Below are 18854 nucleotides of genomic sequence, written 5' to 3' on the forward strand. Positions count from 1 at the left end.
ATTGCAGGTAAGTTCAGGGGAAGGAGCTAGGAACCGAAGACGTGACGGCTCAGAACCTTCGCTGCCTTGGTGTCTCGCGACAGCAAGGCCTTGGGCACCAGCGCCAGTGCGTGTGCCCGCGAGGTCAGCCTGAGTTTTGCGGCGCGTGCTGCTTTGCTCCAGCCGAGTTCCGTGGCCTGTGCTGCAGATACTGCAAAGTAATCTCGCTCGCCGATGAATCGTGACCCGTCGGACAACTTGGATGAGGACGCGCTGTGTGAATGGCGGCGGTAGGAGAAGCAGACCGTCGGGTCAATGAGCAGCTGGTCTCCGGCGTAGATCATGTCCATGATCAGGGCCAAATCCTGAATGATCGGGAATCCGTCACGGAAATCGACGGCCCTGATCCTGTCGGTGCGGAACGCCAGTGACGGCCAATAGAGCCAGTCGCCATGCATGAGATTGGCGGCGATGGACTCACCGGAGACAAGCTGGGGACCATTTCCGTGGGGCCGGACCACCTTTTGCTTGATCATGTCGACCAAGGTGCTCACGACGACGCTGTTCTCATCGATGACCTGCACGCCGGGCTGGATAATGCCGGCGTTGGGGAAGCGCGCATGTGCTGTGGTGATGGCGTCAACGTAGTTGGGGAGCAGGACATCGTCGCAGCCAAGGATGACCATCATGTCCTCGGTGGCCAGGGATACACACGTGCGGTAGTTTGCCGTGATGCCTTCGTTTTGCGGCTTCCGGATGTACTTGACACGTTCGTGGTTCAGGGACGTCACGTACTCCTGAATTTCCAGATCAGGATAGGCGTCGTCAACCACAGTCAGCAGCCAATCGTCACTGGTTTGAGCCAGAACACTTTTGACTGTTTCTTTCATGTAGCCGGGGTCTCCCCAGTAGGGGATGAAGATATCCAAAGGCATGGTGGGTACATCTCTTTCTCCCCGAAGTTGGGGTGGCGCTTAGCTTGCTTGTTCGCCGCTGTTCGGTGAGTCATCTGTGCGTGACGGGTGCGATTCGCCGGTTAAAGCGTCAATTTTTGATTCGAGCCGTTCCAGCTGCACGCGCAGAATCGCGGCCTCTTCCGCCAACACGCGAGTCTCATCCTCCACAATGGAAATCTCCCACGACAGGTGCAGGCAAACTCCAAGTGCCAGGACAATGCTGAGGGCAAAGAGGAGATTCGAGGGCACCTGGACGCTCAGAAGCTGTGCAACTATTTCAAGCAGACGGGGGAAAGCGGCCAAGACAAGTGTTGCGAATCCAACAATCAGCCAGAGCGTGGCGTATTTTTCCCGGATTTTCTTCCGGCGAAGCATGTCAAAAACAATGAAAAGAATAACTAATGAAAGTACTAGTGCAGCAATAACCGGCATGGCCAGATTCACCCTACTTCAGCTTCGGTTTGGACGATGGAGGAGGGTTTTCTGGTCAAGGCAAACAGCAAGGCAAAAATGCTCCGCCCCAAGTAGATTGCAGCCTTTAATGGATTATGGCTGGGTGTTCCGGCCTGGCGGGGCCGCATTTCAACAGGTACTTGGGTGACCCTGCACCCCGATCGAATGGCTACCACCAAGGAGTCGATGGTGTCACCGAGGTATTCCGCAGGGTAATGGTCCAAATACTGTGCAATGCCACGAGTGTTGGCCGCCCGGAATCCGGAGGTGACATCGGTTAGTCGGGTTCCCGCCAGTTTGGAAATGGTCCTGGCAAGAAAAACCATGGCCCACTTTCGCGGGCCGCGCACCTCATAGTTGCCCTTGTCTGCGAAACGGGCACCGATGGAGATGTCGGCAACAGCGAGCCCCTGCAGTACTACGGCAATATCCTTCGGGTCATGCTGACCGTCGGCATCGACCTGGATGACGGCCTGATATCCGTTTCTGCTCGCATACTTGAAGCCGGCACGCATGGCTCCGCCAACACCTAAGTTGAAGGGCAGGTCAAGCACGGTTGCCCCGGCGGCAGCGGCCACCTCGGAGGTATTGTCTGTGGAGCCGTCATTGACGACAAGGATGTCGTACTTCTCTGGGCGGGCCAGCACCTCGCGTACGGTGTTGCCGACAGCCAGACCCTCGTTCCAAGCCGGCATGATGACAAGGATACGTGAAAGAGGTGGTTGGGTCATGGTCTCTAATCTATACCAATCGGGTTCTAGGGAATGGGTTGACGGGATGCGCCAGAGGGGGTGTGGTCTAGTCCTGACCGTAGTTTTTCGCTGAATGGCGGAGATATATCTTGGCGAATGTGTTGGGAACCACTTTTAGCATTAGTGCGGCGACGGCAAACTTGGGCTTGACGATGGCTGCCGCGAAAATCCAGGAAATTCTTAGGTTGCCCCGGCAGTCATCAATGGTGGCCTGGGCCGCTGGCTGGTGGTTGAGCTTCATGATGGCGCTTTGTGCCACGATCAAGGTGACCAGCAATCGCATGGTTGCGTACGGTTTTGCGTACTTGCCAGTCCATAAATCCTCGGGGAGGTGTTGATGTAGATCGTTCAGTGCCAACTCCGCATCCGCCCGGGTCGGTATGCGTCCCCACGTCAACGAATCGGAGGAAATGTAGTAGCGGTGCAGCGGAGTTGAAGAGCTGGAAACCTTGCGTGCTCGGGGGAACAGGATGATGTTGATCATCATGTCCTCGAAACGCGTTGCACCCTCGGGAAAGCTAATCCCCTTGAACAGTGATCGTCGGTACACCCGGTCCCAGGCGAAGGGAAGAATCTCATCCACCATGGCTGCGCGCATGGCTTCCACACCCGTGCATTGGCCGATGAATTGGCTGTGGCGGGATGCTTGGCTTCCATTGGGGCGAACCACGAAGTGTCCTGCGATCGAAATGTCCACTTCTTCAGTCAGGGCTGCCATATGGTGTTCCAGGAATAGTGGAAGAAATTCATCGTCGGAATCCAGGAACGCGAGGAATGCGCCCGATGATTCCCGCAATGCCTTGTTGCGAACACCCGAAGGGCCCACGTTCGCATCCAAGTCGACTAGTCTCAGCCGGGAATCTTGGGTGCTGGAAATGATGGCATTGACAACCTCAACGGTATTGTCTGTCGATGCATCATTGACAATGAGCAGTTCAAAATCCGTGAAAGTCTGCGCGAGGACGCTCATGATGGCGCGTTCTACGGTTGCCGCCGCGTTGTAGCACGGCATGACGATGGAGACCTGGGGTTCAACGCTCATGGATGATGTCCTCTGGATTTGGCAGGGCTTGAGTCGGTTTCCGGCTGTAGTGCAGCACACCGACAGTGTGGACGACGGCCCCGAGGATGGGACCTATGAGGAGACTGACGACAACTGTTCCGGCCAGTGGGGTGGGCAGGAACAGCAGCGCCACTGAAACCGCGGTTGCCACCACCCAGCCGGCCAGGTAGAGCCGGTGCTTGCCGAGGGCCATTGCCGCCGTGCCGGTCAGTGTGAGGATGGCCAGAAACGCAGCGTCAAGTGTCAGGGCCCCCAGCAGCAGGCCATCAACGGAATAGTCCGGGCCGAAAATGAGCATGATGTAGGGGCCCACCAGGGCAGCGAGACAGGCTCCCACGACTCCCAAAATGACAATCACGGCAAATGGCTTGGCCAGAACCTGACGAGCGGGGCGTTGCGAATGGATCAGGGAGGTCATGACCACGCCCTGGAACGCCTGAAGCGGGATCATGATGGGCGCCCTGGTCAGGGACACCGCCAGCAACAAGGGGGCTGCGCTTGCGAACTCGCCGGGGTCGGCGGCGATCTTGATCACCGCGGGAAAACCCGTTATCAGGACAGCGGAAGCAGCGGCCGTTGCGAGGGCGAACCCGCAGCGCATGATGTAGGGCAGCAAGCCCACATCAGCCCGTGCACCAAAGGCTTGTCGCCCGCCCGGGGTCAGTGCCGCGAAGTAGAGCCAAACGATTGTGCCGCTCAGCGCCCCGAACTCAAGGCTAACAACACTTCCACCGAGCAAGGCAGCGGCCAAGATAACAAGCAACCGCAGGAGTGCTTCGGTGGCCGCGAGTGCGGAATAGGTTCCCCAGCGCTCCAACCCAGCTGACGCACCTGCCAAACCTATGTGGCCCGAGTACAACAAAACTGCAAGCGCGACTCCAAGCCAAAGAAGCGTGGGCGCACCGGGGAGCAACACTGGAACCCACAAGGGGCTGAATGTTGCAACGATGAGTGCCGCCACGGCGCCGATCAGGATGGACACCGCAAGAACTGGCGCGCCCCGTCCTTGGTGGTGTGCCGTGGACATTGAGCGGGACTTGACCGCACGGGTGGCCTCGGTCATCAGCCCGGTCAGCACACCAAACAAACCCAGAAGCACACCCCAGAACGCGAGGAAGTTCGCGTTCTCACCGGGGGTAAGGTGGCGCGATGCGACAACGAGGACTAGATATCCACTAGCCGCGGCGACAAGGGAAGATAGGCCAACTGAGGAGAGGCCCTTGCGCTTGCCAGTTGCCGACGGTGACACTACGATCCGAGTCCAATGAGTGGCGTTAGGCTGTCCCAAACTTTGGCATTGCACAGGTTGTTACGCATAAATGACACACGCACGCGTTGGCCCATTGACTCGCCAATAACGTCTGCAACCACCTGATTTCCGGTGCCCCGGCACTTCTCATCGTCAGTGTCTTGTGGTTTTGACGCCAACAAGCCTGAGGATTTCTTCACCACGGCGCAGGCAGCATCCGCATCGGGAAAATTGCTGGCGCTGACGGCCTTGGAACCGGAACAAAACAATTGACGGGTGCTTACATCCATTGCGTTGCCGGTCAATATTGTAATCGTCAGCCTTGTGTCCACGGGGCCGGTGGGTTCCGGATAAGTTGTGGGAACCGGTTCGGAAGGAGCGGCGGTGGCAACCTCGGTAGGCGTCGGAACAGTCTCATCAACGATTGTGCATCCCGAAGCCACGGTTGCTACGGCTACTGCCAGGGCGATATTCGCCCAGAATTTCTTCAAAATGCTCCTCCATATGTTGCATAATCAGCCTACCCCATGCGGTGTGCCGACAATTCCCCGCCCCGCCCGCCACTGCCACGCGTCTGGGCTTGGTGTGGCTTCGCCGCACCAAGCCCAGACGCCGTTGCCTAGAAGCGTGCAGAGTCCACCTTGAGTGCTTTCAGGTCGTTGGTCAAATGCCAGTTTCCATTGCGGAAGATTCCCACTGTAGTTTTGCCGTCCCCGTTCCAGTCACCTATTGCAGGGGCGTCTGTTGGGATCCCGAAGCCGAAAACGTAGTTGACGGGCGGACTGGAGGCGCTGTCCGACAACCAGTAAGTGCCAGCCCGCCACACACCCACGGAGTCCTTGTTGTCCCCGTTCCAGTCGCCCACAACTGGCGTGTCGGTGCCGATGCCGAAGTTGGTGTAAATGTTGACAGGGGCCCAGGTTGACTGGGAATTGCTGAGCTGCCAGCTTCCGTTGCGGACCAGGCCGATGGTTGTTTTCCCGTCACCGTCCCAATCACCGGTGACAGGAGTGTCGGTGCCGACGCCAAAGTATTGAACCAAACTGACGGACAACTTCACCAGACTGTTGCTGAGCTGCCATGTACCGTTTCTGACAATGCCGATGGTGTCAGTTCCATCACCATCCCAATCGCCGACTACGGGTTTGTCGCCGCGCACCCCAAAGTCGAAGCAGCGCCGGGTACGTTCAGGCATCTCCAGGCACCAGTAGGCGTCTTTGACCCAACCGACGTAGGCTTTGCCGTCGCCGGCCCATTTTCCGCTGATGAGAGTTGCGCCAGGGACAGCGCCGATCCAAGCTTTTTGGACACCGCCGGCCAACTCGCGCAACTGGTCCATTGAACCGTTGAAGACGTTCTGGTCACCCGGAAAGGTGGCGGGTATGGTCTGTTCAGCGTTTGCGAAATTGTTTGCATACTGCCAGAACGTGTATTGCGGCCATTGTCCCGGCATCCATGGACTAGACGCGTAGTACGCCGCGATCCACAGCGGATTGGTGCCGGCGAAAGCGTTGCTGCTGCCAAAGCATTCCTGCCAAAAGTAGTAGCTGGTGTAGACCACAGCGTCCTTGCCCGTGGATGCCTTGATGGTGTTGGTGAAATCCTTGGACCAGGCAACCAGCTGGGACGGGGTCATCCCATAGCATTTGTTGGTTCCGTCGGAACTGACATAGGGGTTGTCCTCGATGTCCAAGGCTGGCGGCAAAGTTTTGCCGTCAGCAGTCCATCCGCCCCCGGATGCCAGCATCACTTTTGCCTGTGAGGCGCCGCTGGACAGATTGGGCCGGGCAAAATGGTAGCCACCACGCAGCAACCCGACATTTGCGGCCCCGTTGTATTGCTGGGAGAAATAGTCGTTGAGAGTCCAGGGGCCCTCAGAGGTTTTTACATAGGCAAACCGGGCGCCGGAGTTCTTGACGGCTGTCCAATTGACGTTTTGCTGCCAGCCGCTGACATCAAGGCCCAGAGGCTTGCCGTCGGTGCCCGGCGGTTGTTCGCCAACGCTTGGTTCGCCGGCCCGTGAAAGCGGCGCAGCCAATGGTCCGGCCAATGTGGGTATTTGCTTGCCAGCTTGACCCATGACGGCTCCGCCATCGGTGGGGCGTTCCAACCCCGTGCCAGCCAGCCCCGACAGCGGGCTTGGCTGAGAACCGGGGGCAGCTGCAGTGGATTGTTGTGCACTGGGTGTCTGGTCAGGGGCAATTGTTGCGGCGGAACCGGAACCGCTGGGAACGACGGGACCGGCTGATGCTGCGGGGGACTCGGTGGCCTGCGGAGTTTCGTTGGCCGTTGGCTCCGCAAGAGCGGGAGCATTGCCGAATCCTGCAAGTATGATCAGTGCGATGGACATGGTTGCAAGCCGCGTGGATACAGGTCTGGTTTTCATGTATTCCTTGTAGGTATTGATGATGCCGGCGTAACTCTTGGAAGCGGTGCACAGGGTTCATCGAAGCTTAGTTTCGGCGATGGGGCAGAGGGCTTGATTGTTCGCCCATGGTACCGTGAGGCAACTGAATTGTCGGCAGGGAACCCTTGTTGGAGGGGGTGCGGCGTGCCAGATTCCGGTGAAGGCGACCCTGTTCCCGTATGCTGGAATTATGCGAAAAATCCTTGTCACAGGCGGTGCCGGCTTCATCGGTTCCAACTTTGTCCACTACGTCCTTGAAAACACTGACATGTTCGTGACTGTTCTGGACAAGCTCACGTATGCCGGGAACATTGCTTCCCTGGACGGGCTGCCGGTGGACCGCTTCACCTTTGTACAGGGCGATATTTGCGATGCCGAACTTGTTGATGGACTGGTATCATCCGTCGACGCGGTGGTTCACTATGCGGCTGAATCCCACAATGACAACTCATTGCACGATCCCCGCCCGTTTTTGGACACCAACATCATCGGCACTTACACGCTGATTGAGGCTGCCCGCAAGCACAACAAGCGTTTCCACCACATCTCCACCGATGAGGTGTACGGCGATCTTGAGTTGGATGACCCCCAGCGGTTCACCGAGTCCACACCGTACGCCCCGTCCAGCCCTTACTCGTCCACCAAGGCAGGCTCGGACCTTTTGGTGCGTGCCTGGGTGCGTTCCTTCGGCTTGCAGGCCACCATCAGCAATTGCTCCAACAACTACGGCCCGTACCAGCACGTCGAGAAATTCATTCCCCGCCAGATCACCAATGTGATCGACGGGATCCGCCCCAAGCTCTACGGCAAGGGCGAGAATGTGCGTGACTGGATCCACGCAAACGATCACTCCTCCGCTGTCCTGGCAATTCTGGAAAAGGGACGCATCGGGGAAACCTACCTGATCGGGGCTGACGGTGAGAAGAACAACAAGGAAGTTGTTGAGCTGATCCTCACCCACATGGGCCTGGCTGCGGATGCCTACGATCATGTTATTGACCGCCCAGGTCATGACCTGCGGTACGCGATCGAATCAGAGAAGCTCCGCACCGAGCTGGGATGGACGCCGTCGTTCGCCAACTTTGATGCCGGCATCGAGGACACCATCAAGTGGTACCGGGACAACGAGTCCTGGTGGCGCCCCCAGAAGGCCGCCACTGAAGCCAAGTACAAGGAACAGGGCCAGTAAGAATGACTTTTGATTTCTCCAAGACGCTGACCGCCACCGCCACCACCATTCCCGGGGTTGTCCTCTACGACCTGCCCGTCCATGGGGACAACAGGGGCTGGTTCAAGGAAAACTGGCAGCGCGAGAAAATGATGGCCCTGGGCCTGCCCGACTTTTCCCCGGTCCAGAACAACATTTCCTTCAATGAGAAAGCTGGCACCACCCGCGGGATCCATGCGGAACCGTGGGACAAGTTCATCTCCGTGGCCACCGGCAAAATCTTCGGTGCCTGGGTTGACCTGCGTGAAGGGGAGTCATTCGGTGCGGTGTTCACCACGGAGCTGGACCCCTCACAAGCCATCTTCATTCCACGCGGCGTGGGCAATGCCTTCCAAACGCTGGAGGACAACACGGCCTATACCTACCTGGTCAATGACCACTGGTCGGCCGATGCCCAGGGCCAGTACACCTTTTTGAACCTGGCTGATGAGACTGCCGCCATTGAATGGCCCATTCCTCTGGACCAGGCCGAGCTCTCCGACAAGGACAAGGCCCACCCCCGCTTGGCCGATGTGGCGCCGATGCCGCCGAAGAAGACACTTGTTGTGGGTGCCGACGGACAACTCGGCAAGGCGTTGCGTGTTGCCTTCGACGGTGACAACAGTGTTGAGTTTGCCGCCCGTGCTGACTTTGACCTCACCTCCGAGGCGTCCTACAGCGCCCGGAACTGGAAGAATTACTCCACCATCATCAACGCCGCCGCCTACACGGCCGTGGACACTGCCGAAACACCCGAGGGACGCCAAGCGGCCTGGGCCATCAACGTCACCGCGGTGGCGAACCTGGCCAAGGTTGCCACCAGTCACGGCATCACCTTGGTGCATGTTTCCAGTGACTATGTCTTTGATGGCACCGCCCACACACACGTCGAAGACGAAGCTCTCTCACCGTTGGGCGTCTATGGCCAAAGCAAGGCCGCCGGCGACGCCGTCGTTTCGGTTGTCCCCAGGCACTACATTGTGCGCACCAGCTGGGTCATTGGTGAAGGGAATAACTTCGTCCGAACCATGGCGTCCCTCGCAGCCCGTGGAATCGAGCCCGGCGTCGTCAACGATCAGGTGGGCCGGCTGAGCTTTACCGAAGACATTGCCGCGGGCATCTTGCACCTGCTGGAAACAGGTGCCGACTACGGTGTCTACAACCTCAGCAACGACGGCGAACCCCAGTCCTGGGCTGACATTGCCGCCGATGTGTACGAAATCACCGGTAACAGCCGAGAATCGGTCACGGGCGTCAGTACCGAGGACTACTTCAAGGGCAAGCCGGCCGCACCCCGGCCCCTGAACAGCACCCTGGATCTGGTCCGGATCAAGGCCGCTGGATTCGTTCCGGCCACAGCTAAGCAACGCCTCGCCGAGTATTTGGACAAGTAGAAATGGAAACCATGAAAGTTTTGGTCACAGGTGGTGCCGGCTACATCGGTTCACACATGGTTCTCTGCCTGCTGGAAGCCGGCCATGACGTGGTTGTCCTGGACAATCTGGCGAATTCATCGGCTGAGTCGCTGCGCAGGGTGGAAGAGCTGACAGGCAAGCACCCGGAATTCATTGAGCTGGACTTGCTCGACGCGCTCGGGGTGGACAATTTGTTTGCCTCAGGCGCCTTTGATTCAGTCATACACTTTGCCGGGTATAAAGCTGTGGGGGAATCTGTTGCCCAGCCGCTGAAGTACTACCACAACAATATTGTGGGAACCCTGAACCTGTTGGCTTCCATGGACAAGCACGGCGTACGCTCACTGGTTTTCAGCTCCTCCGCCACGGTTTACGGCGCCAGCGAAGAAGTCCCCCTCATCGAAAAGATGCCGTTGGATGCCACCAATCCCTATGGGCGCACGAAGGAACAGATCGAGGATATTCTCAGCGATTTGGGTGCCTCAGATCCCACCTGGCGGGTAGCGCTGCTGCGCTACTTCAACCCTGTGGGCGCGCACGAGTCCGGGCGGATTGGTGAAGATCCCTCGGGCATTCCCAACAACCTCCTGCCGTTTGTTGCACAGGTTGCCGTGGGCCGCCGCGAAAAAGTCATGGTTTTCGGCAATGACTACCCCACGCCGGACGGCACAGGTGTGCGCGACTACATCCACGTCATGGACCTTGCTGCCGGCCACCTGGCCGCCCTTGGCTACTTGGGCACCCACACAGGAGTTTTCACCTGGAACTTGGGTACGGGGAACGGGTCCTCGGTGCTGGAAGTTATCCAGGCATTCGGTGATGCCGCAGGCAAACCGATCCCGTTTGAATTCGCTCCTCGCCGTCCCGGTGATGCCGCTGTCAGCTACGCGGATCCGTCGGCGGCACTGGCAGATCTGGGCTGGTCGGCACACCGCAGCCTGGCCCAGATGTGCGCAGACCACTGGCGCTGGCAAGAAAGCAATCCAAACGGGTACGCCGCTTCCTAGCCGAGGCGGCGATCGAAAGTGGACCGGGACCGCAATGGACGAGTGGCCCCGGTTCGCCGGCTATCTTGCAAATTCAAAAGAAAAGGCTACAACAACGTGAAGATTGCTGTCATCGCACTGGGCAAGATTGGCCTGCCCCTGGCTGTTCAGTTCGCCTCCAAGGGACACGATGTGGTGGGCGTTGACGTCAACCAGACCGTAGTGGACCTGGTGAACGCCGGGACGGAGCCGTTCCCGGGCGAAGCACACTTGCAGGAAATGCTCTCCGAGCTTGTCCCTGCAGGAAAGCTCCGTGCGACGACGAACTACGCCGACGCCGTTCCCGGGGCTGACGCTGTGGTTTTGGTGGTCCCACTGTTTGTTGACAAGGATGCCAACCCAGACTTTGGCTGGATGGACACGGCAACCGCTGAACTGGCCTCCCACCTGACCCCCAACACCCTGGTCGCGTACGAGACCACCCTGCCCGTGGGCACCACCCGCTCCCGCTGGAAGCCGGCCCTGGAAGCAGGATCCGGCCTGGTTGAAGGCGAAGACTTCCACCTGGTGTTCTCACCCGAGCGTGTACTGACCGGCCGCGTCTTTGAAGACCTGCGCAAGTACCCCAAACTGGTGGGTGGTCTCTCCGAGGCTGGCGCCGCCAAAGCGGTGGAGTTCTACGAGGCAGTGCTGGACTTTGACGAGCGCCCGGATCTGGAACGCGGCAACGGCGTGTGGGATCTTGGCTCGGCCGAGGCGTCCGAGCTGGCCAAGCTCGCGGAAACAACCTACCGGGACGTCAACATTGGCTTGGCTAACCAGTTTGCCCGCTTCGCAGCCACAACGGGCATTGACATTTACCAGGTCATCGCCGCATCCAACTCCCAGCCGTTCAGCCACATCCACCAGCCAGGCATTGCAGTGGGCGGCCACTGCATACCCGTTTACCCCCGCCTATATCTGTGGAATGACCCGGAAGCCACAGTCGTCCGCGCTGCTCGAGCGGCCAACGCTGACATGCCCGATTACACCATTGGCCTGTTGGAAGGTGCCTATGGCGACCTGACCGGGGCACGCGTCGTCGTTCTCGGTGCTGCCTACCGTGGCGGTGTGAAGGAGACAGCGTTCTCCGGCGTGTTCGACGCCGTGGAAGCCATCACCCGCCGTGGCGGCACGGCATTGGTGCACGATCCCCTATACACGGACGCGGAACTGGAAAAGCTCGGGTTCCTGCCCTACCATTTGGGCGAAGCCGTGGATGCGGCTGTGGTCCAGGCTGACCACAGCGAGTACCGGGAACTGACTCCGGCAGATCTGCCCGGGGTGAAGGCGTTCATCGATGGCCGGCGCATTAGCACCGCGGAGAAATGGGACGGCGTTACTTACCGTGTCATTGGCAGGGCGTAGCTAAAAACGTGCGTGTTCTTATCTTCACTACCTGGTTTCCGGACTCCGAGAACCAGGCCACGGCGCCCTTCAATCTCAAACACGTTCAAGCCATTGCGGCCCAGCACGATGTGCGGGTCATTCACGTCCGCCTGGGCGGTACAGGCGATGTGATTTCGGAGAACTGCGGCGCAGTGCCCGTTACCCGGATTCCGCTGTCCCCGCGCAGGCCGCTGGGGTATCTGGCGGTGGTGCGGCAGTTGTGGGCTGCGCTGAGGCAGACCGACGTGCTGCACACCATGGCTTTCAGCTCCGCCGTGCTTGCGGCCCCTGTTCAGGCGTTCAAGCGGACCCGCTGGGTGCACACCGAACACTGGAGTGGCATGGCCAATCCAGCCAGCGTCTCCAAGCTGTGGGTGGTTTTATCGCCGCTGAGGTATGTCTTGAAACTGCCCGATGCGGTGACTGCCGTGAGCGCCGCCCAGGCCGATCAACTGAGCCGATTTGCACGCGGCGGGAGGGTGGAAGTTGTCCCCAATGTGGTCCAGGGCCCGGATGAGCTGGCCACCCGCCAAGGAATGGTCGACGGTGCCCCTCGCCTCGTCGGAGTCGGTGGGCTCATCGCGCGCAAACGCCCCATGCTGGCGTTGGAAGCGCTGCGCCTTGTGCGAGCAGGCGGATTGGACGCCACACTGACCTTGGTGGGTGATGGGCCGTTGCGAGCGGAACTTGAGTCAGCTGCGGCAGCTGCCAATCTGGGCGGAAAATTCACCATTACAGGTCTCGTGGCACCGGACCAGGTCAGTGAGGCGCTGCGGGCCGCGGATCTATTCATTTTGCCCAGCAGGCACGAAACGTTCTGCGTCTCGGCTGCCGAGGCCGTCGCTGCCGGATTGCCCGCAATAGTCACGGATCTGCCAGCCGTGCGTGATTTTCTCACTGTGCGCAACAGCGTCCTGGTCGCAGGGGATTCGGCGAAAGACTTTGCTGAAGGCGTCCACGACGCACTGGCAAGGTTCTCGCAGGTTTCTTCGGCGACCATCTCGGACACCCTTGCGAGCCGATTTGCGCCACGGGTGATCGCGGACAAGTTCTCTGCCGTGTATGCCCGTGTCCGGGGTGCGGGCGGTTAGCTGGGATAATGGCACACAAGCCACTTCAGAGGGATCTAGTGCGCAGCGAGAGGAAACAACGGCATGACATACGTAGCAGCTAGCGCCGACGTGGCGGAACAGGCCAGCCTGGGTGACGGAACCAAGGTTTGGCATCTGGCCCAGGTCCGTGAGGGCGCCGTGCTGGGGGCGAACTGCATTGTTGGCAGGGGTGCGTATGTGGGACCCGGCGTGCACATAGGCGAAAATTCCAAGATCCAAAATTATGCCTTGGTCTATGAGCCAGCAGTTTTGGGCAAGGGCGTTTTCATTGGCCCCGCGGTAGTCCTCACCAACGACAGCTACCCGCGGGCCGTCAGCCCCGAGGGAACGCCCAAGAGCGCCCACGATTGGACACCCGTTGGGGTCTCCATTGAGGACGGTGCATCCATCGGTGCCCGCGCAGTCTGTATTGCCCCGTTAACCATTGGACGTTGGGCCACCATCGCAGCCGGTTCCGTGGTGACTCGTGACGTCCCGGCATTTGCCTTGATGGCTGGCGTTCCGGCACGGCGGCTGGGCTGGGTGGGCAAGGCCGGCTTCCCGCTGAAGGCCGAAGGCGGTTTCTGGGTGTGCCCGGAAACCGGAGCCAAGTATGTTGAAGATTCAAACTCCCTGAAAGAGGCTGAGGACAGCGCATGAGCCAGGACTTTATTCCGGCAGCAAAACCCATTATTGGTGACCAGGAGCGGGCAGCGGTTGATGCTGTCATGGCCTCAGGCATGTTGGCTCAGGGCCAGCAGGTGGCCAGCTTTGAGAGTGAATTCTCCGAGGTCCTGCTCGACGGGCGTGCAAGCGTCGCCGTCAACTCGGGCACGTCCGGTCTCCATCTTGGGCTGCTCGCCTGCGGGGTTGGTCCCGGGGACGAGGTCATTGTCCCGTCGTTCACCTTTGCTGCGACAGGCAATTCGGTTGCACTCACGGGGGCCACCCCGGTGTTTGCCGACATTGAGCTGGACTACTACGCCCTGGACGTGGCCCATGTGGAATCGCTGATAACGGACAAGACCAAGGGCATCATGCCCGTGCACCTGTACGGACACCCTTTCGCTGCCGAGGCTTTCGCCGCCTTGGCCCACAAACACGGCATTGACCTTTATGAGGATGCCGCCCAAGCCCACGGTGCCGCCGTCAACGGCAAGAGGGTGGGCACCTTCGGCAAGTTCGGCATGTTCAGCTTGTACCCCACCAAGAACATGACCTCCGGCGAGGGTGGCATGGTTTCGACGTCGGACGCCGTCGTGGAGCGAAACCTGCGCCTGCTGCGCAACCAGGGCATGGAAACGCAGTACGAAAACGAGCTGGTTGGTTTCAACAACCGCATGACTGACCTGCACGCCGCCATTGGCCGTGTCCAGCTGACCAAGGTCATGGGCTGGACCAAGCAACGCCAGGACAATGCCGCGTTCCTGAGCACAAACCTTGAGGGTGTGGGAACGCCCAGGGTTGCCCAGGGCGCCGAGCATGTCTACCACCAGTACACCATTCGCGTGGCTGACGGCCGGGATGAGATGCACGCCCGCCTGCGCTCGGAGTTCAATATTGGTTCCGGCGTGTATTACCCGGTACCCAACCACCGGCTGCCTTCGTTCAACCGCACCGAGGACCTGCCCAACACGGAGATCGCCGCCAAGGAAGTGCTTTCCTTGCCAGTTCATCCCTCCCTGACCCGCAATGACCTTGAACGCATCGTCACAGCAGTGAACACCATCACCAAGGCGGGTGCCTGAGCATGGCCAATCTTCGGGTGGGACTCATCGGCCTAGGCATGATGGGCCGCCACCATGGGCGCGTCATTCGGGAAGTGGAGGGCTTGGACTTGGTCGCCGTGGCCGACGCCTATGGTGATCCGCACGGTGTGGCCAGGGACCTGCCCGTCTTGGGCAGCGTCGAGGAGCTCATCGCAGCCGGTATAGACATGGCTGTTGCTGCCGTTCCCACGGGCATGCATGAGGAAGTTGGCCTGGCCTTGGCCGCAGCCGGCATCCATACTCTGGTTGAGAAGCCCATCGCTGCCAGTGCACCGGCCGGCCAGCGCCTCGTTGAAGCGTTTGCCGCCAAGGGACTCGTAGGTGCGGTGGGACATATTGAACGGTTCAACCCCGCCTTGCAGTCGTTGCGCCAGCGAATTGCCGACGGCGATCTCGGGGAGGTCTACCAGATCGCCACCCGCAGGCAGGGCCCCTTCCCTGCCCGGATTGCCGACGTCGGAGTGGTCAAGGACCTTGGCACACACGACATCGACCTGACGGCCTGGCTGGCCCAAAGCCGCTATGAATCAGTATTTGCCCAGACCACTGCCCGGAGCGGCCGGCCGGATGAGGACATGGTGTCCGTAACGGGCAAGTTGGCCAATGGTGTCATCACCAACCACCTGGTCAACTGGCTGTCCCCGATGAAGGAACGCTTGACAATAGTCACCGGTGAAAAGGGCGCGTTCGTGGCCAACACACTCACGGCGGACCTCACGTTTTATGAGAACGGCACCGTAGCCACCGAATGGGACTCCATTGGGGCGTTCCGGGGTGTTTCGGAAGGCAATGTCACCAGGTTGGCCATCGCCAAGCCCGAACCCCTGCGCACCGAACATGAGGCCTTCCGTGATGCGGTCCTGGGGTTGCGCCATGACATCGTAACCATGGCGCAGGGGCAGGACACACTGATCGTGGCCGAGGCTGTGCTGAGGTCTGCCCTCACAGCCCAAGCCGAAAGGATCCACAACTAGTGGCACGAGCAAAACCGTTTCGAGTTGTTGTCACCACAAGGCTCTTTGTGCCCGAAGTGGGGGCGGCGGCGTTCCGGTTGAAGTCCCTCGTTGACGGCCTCGTGGAGCAAGGTGCCGAGGTCACAGTGCTGACCACCAGGCTTCCGGCCGGGGGCCCCGTCTTCAAACCCTCCTACAAGCTCAGCCGATGGCCTGTGCTGCGTGATCCGGGCGGGTATGTGCGTGGCTACGTGCAGTATCTGAGCTTCGACATCCCCGTTTTTTTCCGCTTGCTCATGACCCGCGCCGATGTGGTTGTCTCCGAGCCGCCTCCTACCACCGGGGTGGCTGTAGCGGTGGCCGCAGCGTTGCGCCGTCGACCGTTCGTCTACTATGCAGCAGACGTCTGGAGCGAGGCGATGTCCGCCATGGACGTGCCAAACGCCGTCAAGAAGGCCATGGGCATGGTGGAAGGGGCAGTGCTCCGAAGGGCAGCCGCCGTCCTGGCCGTCTCAGACCCAGTGGCTGTGCAGGTGGCCAAGTTTAAGGTGCCCGCGCAGCGCATCCAGGTGGTGGGCAACGGCGTGGACACCTCCGTCTTTGGCCCGCAGGGCCGCCGGGCTACGGCGGCCAATCCTTACTTTGTCTACACAGGAACCATGAGCGAGTGGCAGGGGGCAGGCATTTTCATCGAGGCTCTCCGCGAAGTTCGCAGCACACACCCGAATGCTCAGATCCGCTTCTTTGGGCAGGGCACCGACGAAGATAACCTCAAGGGGCTGGCCGAGCGGTTGGTCCCGGGGGCCGTCCATTTTGGTGGCGTGGTGCCACCGACGGAAGCCGCTGCGTGGATTCGCGGGGCTGCGGGCGCGCTGGTCAGCATCAAACCCGACCAGGGCTATGACTTTGCCAAGCCCACCAAAATCTACGCGGCTGCCGGGTGTGGCACCCCGGTGATCTTTGCAGGCCAGGGAGACGGGGCCGCGCTGGTGGCGGAGCAGCGGCTTGGCGTTGCCGCGCCCTACACGGTCGCAGACGTTGCCGAGGCCATGAATGCACTCCTGCAGACCCCGGATGCCGATAGCGGGCATCGCAGCAACTGGGTCCTGGACAACGCATCATTGCAGGCATCCGGACGACTGGCAGCCACCGAAGTGTTGCGCGTTGCTGCGGTGTCGACGTCCACGTGAGCGGCATTGATGGGGGCAGGGTTGCTCGATGGCGCAGAAGCGAATTTCTGCGCCACATACTCACGCTCCTCAGCGGAACAGCCGCAGCGCAGCTTCTGATGCTGGCCCTGACACCGGTGTTGTCAAGGCTCTACTCGCCGGAGGCTTACGGGCTGTTCTCCTTGTATTCGTCACTGGTGGCCACCGTCACTGTTGTTGCGGCCCTCCGCTACGACATGGCCATCATGCTGCCCAAGCACGACGCCGATGCCAAGGTCCTCAAGAGGGGAGTCACCCGGCTGATCGTTGCCGTCAGCATTGGGGCAACCCTGGTGTGTGGAATTGCGTCACCCGGTATTGCCGCGGCCATGGGCAAACCAGAGCTGGCACCGTGGTTGTGGCTGGTGGGATTGAGTATTTTTACCCTCGCCGAGATATCGGCATTGACGTACTGGCTCAACCGCCGCAGCGACTACAAGGCCATAGGAATCAACAGGGTCCTGCAAAGCGGCGGGACCGCCTTGGCTCAGCTAGCGTTGGCCTTGGGCAAGTTCGGGGGAGTCGGCGGTCTCATCGGCGGCACCTTGGTGGGTCAGGGCGCTGCCCTGTTGACGCTGCGCCATAAGGGCCGAGACGTTCGCAGCGGACTGGACGAATCCCAGGAGAGCGTTGGTTCACTCTTCAGCCGCTACCGCAAGATGCCCCTGCTCAACGGCCCCAATGCCTTGGTGGATGCCCTTCGAACCAACGGCATCAACCTGATCATAGGCGTCGTGTATTCACAGTCCCTCTTGGGACAGTTTTACATGGCCTGGAAACTTCTGGAAGTGCCGCTGGGACTGATCAACGGGGCACTTGCCCAGGTGTTCTTTCAACGGCTGGCAGTCATGGAACGCGGATCAATGTTTGCGTTCGCCAAATCCTCCGTGTTCCGTTCTGCCATCCTGGGAGTAGTTCCGTTCGCACTGATTTACTGGCTGTCGCCCTGGGCGTTCCCCGTGGTGCTGGGGGAACAGTGGACTGATGCGGGACTCATTGCCCGGGCGCTGGTGCCATGGCTTTTCATGAGCCTGATTACCTCCCCGATCTCCACAATATTTGTTGTTACCGAAACGCAGCACCTGATGCTTGCTCATGCCGTGGTCTATACGGCCGTGCCGTTGTCGCTGCTGTTTTTCCTCAAGGGAGACATCGTCACAAATCTTTCGATAGTTTCACTGTCAATGGCCGCAATTTTGGTGGTCTTCACGGCAATGGCCCTTTGGGTGGGGCACCGCTTTGACCACCAAGCCGATTCGAAGCAAACAGCCGTGGGTGGCTGACCCTGCAAGTCCCCGGCTCTCACACCGTGGTGGTGTTCCAACACCATCAGTTTCAGAAAGTTCAATCCATGGCCAGCATGATCTATCACGTACCGTACCCTTTGAATCCTCACGCCAAGACAGGAAGCGGGCTGCGCCCTATGCGCATGCTTGAGGCGTTCACAGCCCTTGGCTACGATGTGGAGCTGGTCTCCGGGGAATCGAGGGAAAGGCGTGCACTGATCAGGGCACTGAAGCGGCGCATCGCCGCTGGGGAGCGTTTTGACTTCCTGTATTCGGAGAGCCACACCATGCCCACAGCGTTGACGGATGCCGACCATTTGCCACGCCGCCCGCTCATGGATGTTGCGTTCTTGAGGTTCGCCCGCAAGAACGGCATCAAGGTTGGTTTATTTTACCGGGATGTTTACTGGCGCTTCCCCGAGTACAAGGAACGGCTTAACCCACTGGTGCACACCGCCACGCGCGCCCTCTACAATCTTGACTTGCTGGCCTATAGGTTCGCCGTTGACAAGCTTTATCTGCCGTCGCTGGACATGGGCAAATTTGTTCCGCACGTCCCGGGGGGGGGGGACGCCAACCCGCCGCCAAACAGGGAGGGGGGTGTCGTGTTATTGATGCCCACAAAGGGCATGCCCCCTCTTTCTCTGGGAGG

The 18854-nt window shown here is 59.9% G+C and carries 18 protein-coding genes; 11 read left to right on the plus strand and 7 right to left on the minus strand.

Features of this window, described 5'->3' with window-relative positions:
* Window positions 1-26: 26 nt before the first annotated feature.
* The 7 genes from ACX80Q_RS09195 to ACX80Q_RS09225 form a co-directional block, all read right to left on the minus strand.
* Window positions 27-914, minus strand: coding sequence for a glycosyltransferase (locus ACX80Q_RS09195; protein ID WP_459330228.1), 888 nt, complete (start codon window positions 912-914; stop codon window positions 27-29).
* Window positions 915-953: 39 nt separating this feature from the next.
* A complete protein-coding gene (locus ACX80Q_RS09200) occupies window positions 954-1367 on the minus strand; it encodes a DUF2304 family protein (protein ID WP_459330229.1) in 414 nt (137 codons plus the stop codon).
* Between the two features lie 8 nt (window positions 1368-1375).
* Window positions 1376-2119, minus strand: a complete 744-nt coding sequence (locus ACX80Q_RS09205) for a glycosyltransferase family 2 protein (RefSeq protein WP_459330230.1) — start codon at window positions 2117-2119, stop codon at window positions 1376-1378.
* A gap of 67 nt (window positions 2120-2186) precedes the next feature.
* The gene (locus tag ACX80Q_RS09210) at window positions 2187-3182 is read right to left on the minus strand and encodes a glycosyltransferase family 2 protein (protein WP_459330231.1); all 996 of its coding nucleotides are present in this window, start codon (window positions 3180-3182) and stop codon (window positions 2187-2189) included.
* Window positions 3172-4266 carry a hypothetical protein gene (locus ACX80Q_RS09215; protein ID WP_459330232.1) on the minus strand — a complete coding sequence of 365 codons (1095 nt, stop codon included), beginning with the start codon at window positions 4264-4266 and terminating at the stop codon, window positions 3172-3174. The genes ACX80Q_RS09210 and ACX80Q_RS09215 overlap by 11 nt, the downstream gene beginning before the upstream one ends.
* Window positions 4267-4451: 185 nt before the next feature.
* Window positions 4452-4943 (minus strand): hypothetical protein, encoded by a 492-nt coding sequence (locus ACX80Q_RS09220; protein ID WP_459330233.1) that lies wholly within the window; start codon window positions 4941-4943, stop codon window positions 4452-4454.
* A gap of 128 nt (window positions 4944-5071) precedes the next feature.
* A complete protein-coding gene (locus tag ACX80Q_RS09225; RefSeq protein WP_459330234.1) occupies window positions 5072-6838 on the minus strand; it encodes a GH25 family lysozyme in 1767 nt (588 codons plus the stop codon).
* Between the two features lie 211 nt (window positions 6839-7049).
* Between ACX80Q_RS09225 and rfbB the strand changes: the two genes are divergently transcribed.
* From rfbB to ACX80Q_RS09280, 11 genes are all read left to right on the plus strand, one after another.
* Window positions 7050-8048: a dTDP-glucose 4,6-dehydratase gene (gene rfbB, locus ACX80Q_RS09230; RefSeq protein WP_459330235.1), complete on the plus strand. Its 999-nt coding sequence runs from the start codon at window positions 7050-7052 to the stop codon at window positions 8046-8048.
* A gap of 2 nt (window positions 8049-8050) precedes the next feature.
* A complete protein-coding gene (locus ACX80Q_RS09235; protein ID WP_459330236.1) occupies window positions 8051-9460 on the plus strand; it encodes a sugar nucleotide-binding protein in 1410 nt (469 codons plus the stop codon).
* Window positions 9461-9471: 11 nt separating this feature from the next.
* Window positions 9472-10488, plus strand: coding sequence for a UDP-glucose 4-epimerase GalE (gene galE / locus ACX80Q_RS09240; RefSeq protein ID WP_459330248.1), 1017 nt, complete (start codon window positions 9472-9474; stop codon window positions 10486-10488).
* Between the two features lie 96 nt (window positions 10489-10584).
* Window positions 10585-11874 carry a nucleotide sugar dehydrogenase gene (locus ACX80Q_RS09245; RefSeq protein WP_459330237.1) on the plus strand — a complete coding sequence of 430 codons (1290 nt, stop codon included), beginning with the start codon at window positions 10585-10587 and terminating at the stop codon, window positions 11872-11874.
* 8 nt (window positions 11875-11882) lie between these two features.
* A complete protein-coding gene (locus tag ACX80Q_RS09250; protein WP_459330238.1) occupies window positions 11883-12986 on the plus strand; it encodes a glycosyltransferase in 1104 nt (367 codons plus the stop codon).
* A 63-nt stretch (window positions 12987-13049) separates the two neighbouring features.
* Entirely contained in the window at window positions 13050-13646 is a 597-nt protein-coding gene (locus ACX80Q_RS09255; RefSeq protein ID WP_459330239.1) for an acyltransferase, read from the plus strand.
* On the plus strand, window positions 13643-14734 hold the full coding sequence (locus ACX80Q_RS09260) for a DegT/DnrJ/EryC1/StrS family aminotransferase (RefSeq protein WP_459330240.1): 1092 nt from the start codon (window positions 13643-13645) through the stop codon (window positions 14732-14734). The genes ACX80Q_RS09255 and ACX80Q_RS09260 overlap by 4 nt, the downstream gene beginning before the upstream one ends.
* A gap of 2 nt (window positions 14735-14736) precedes the next feature.
* Window positions 14737-15729, plus strand: a complete 993-nt coding sequence (locus ACX80Q_RS09265; protein WP_459330241.1) for a Gfo/Idh/MocA family protein — start codon at window positions 14737-14739, stop codon at window positions 15727-15729.
* Window positions 15729-16898: a glycosyltransferase family 4 protein gene (locus ACX80Q_RS09270; RefSeq protein ID WP_459330242.1), complete on the plus strand. Its 1170-nt coding sequence runs from the start codon at window positions 15729-15731 to the stop codon at window positions 16896-16898. The genes ACX80Q_RS09265 and ACX80Q_RS09270 overlap by 1 nt, the downstream gene beginning before the upstream one ends.
* The gene (locus ACX80Q_RS09275; protein WP_459330243.1) at window positions 16895-18199 is read left to right on the plus strand and encodes a lipopolysaccharide biosynthesis protein; all 1305 of its coding nucleotides are present in this window, start codon (window positions 16895-16897) and stop codon (window positions 18197-18199) included. Before ACX80Q_RS09270 ends, ACX80Q_RS09275 begins: the two co-directional genes overlap by 4 nt.
* A 68-nt stretch (window positions 18200-18267) precedes the next feature.
* Window positions 18268-18854, plus strand: a 587-nt coding sequence (locus ACX80Q_RS09280) for a hypothetical protein (protein WP_459330244.1), incomplete at its 3' end; no start/stop codon positions are given.

The organism is Arthrobacter sp. HLT1-20, from assembly GCF_054510895.1.

What these genes read in the sequence shown, in the direction of transcription:
- rfbB (WP_459330235.1), top strand. Translation starts at nt 7,050, where the DNA reads ATGCGAAAAATCCTTGTCACAGGCGGTGCCGGCTTCATCGGTTCCAAC.
- ACX80Q_RS09210 (WP_459330231.1), bottom strand. Translation starts at nt 3,182, where the DNA reads ATGAGCGTTGAACCCCAGGTCTCCATCGTCATGCCGTGCTACAACGCG.
- ACX80Q_RS09205 (WP_459330230.1), bottom strand. Translation starts at nt 2,119, where the DNA reads ATGACCCAACCACCTCTTTCACGTATCCTTGTCATCATGCCGGCTTGG.
- ACX80Q_RS09225 (WP_459330234.1), bottom strand. Translation starts at nt 6,838, where the DNA reads ATGAAAACCAGACCTGTATCCACGCGGCTTGCAACCATGTCCATCGCA.
- ACX80Q_RS09260 (WP_459330240.1), top strand. Translation starts at nt 13,643, where the DNA reads ATGAGCCAGGACTTTATTCCGGCAGCAAAACCCATTATTGGTGACCAG.
- ACX80Q_RS09195 (WP_459330228.1), bottom strand. Translation starts at nt 914, where the DNA reads ATGCCTTTGGATATCTTCATCCCCTACTGGGGAGACCCCGGCTACATG.
- ACX80Q_RS09235 (WP_459330236.1), top strand. Translation starts at nt 8,051, where the DNA reads ATGACTTTTGATTTCTCCAAGACGCTGACCGCCACCGCCACCACCATT.
- ACX80Q_RS09215 (WP_459330232.1), bottom strand. Translation starts at nt 4,266, where the DNA reads ATGACCGAGGCCACCCGTGCGGTCAAGTCCCGCTCAATGTCCACGGCA.
- ACX80Q_RS09200 (WP_459330229.1), bottom strand. Translation starts at nt 1,367, where the DNA reads ATGCCGGTTATTGCTGCACTAGTACTTTCATTAGTTATTCTTTTCATT.
- galE (WP_459330248.1), top strand. Translation starts at nt 9,472, where the DNA reads ATGAAAGTTTTGGTCACAGGTGGTGCCGGCTACATCGGTTCACACATG.
- ACX80Q_RS09265 (WP_459330241.1), top strand. Translation starts at nt 14,737, where the DNA reads ATGGCCAATCTTCGGGTGGGACTCATCGGCCTAGGCATGATGGGCCGC.
- ACX80Q_RS09255 (WP_459330239.1), top strand. Translation starts at nt 13,050, where the DNA reads ATGACATACGTAGCAGCTAGCGCCGACGTGGCGGAACAGGCCAGCCTG.